Annotated in this window: 1 tRNA gene; it reads left to right on the top strand. The window is 56.3% G+C overall.

Annotated features, from left to right (window positions below):
* Positions 1 to 183: 183 nt before the first annotated feature.
* Positions 184 to 259, top strand: a tRNA-Ala gene (locus tag OGX83_RS00010).
* Positions 260 to 268: the final 9 nt, after the last annotated feature.

Raw genomic sequence — 268 nt, forward strand, 5'->3', positions numbered from 1 at the left:
GCTTGTAGCTCAGGTGGTTAGAGCGCACCCCTGATAAGGGTGAGGTCGGTGGTTCAAGTCCACTCAGGCCTACCAAATTCGCCTCCGTGCTGTGTTACGGCGATGCTCGCATACTTCAGTATGCTTCGCACCACCGCGCCTTGCCCGGAAACGAATTAGGACACAGAGATTAGCATTTACGATGGGGTTATAGCTCAGCTGGGAGAGCGCCTGCCTTGCACGCAGGAGGTCTGCGGTTCGATCCCGCATAGCTCCACCATCCTTACTG

Origin of the sequence: Citrobacter sp. Cpo074 (assembly GCF_030332745.1) — a bacterium.
Classification (GTDB): domain Bacteria; phylum Pseudomonadota; class Gammaproteobacteria; order Enterobacterales; family Enterobacteriaceae; genus Citrobacter; species Citrobacter portucalensis.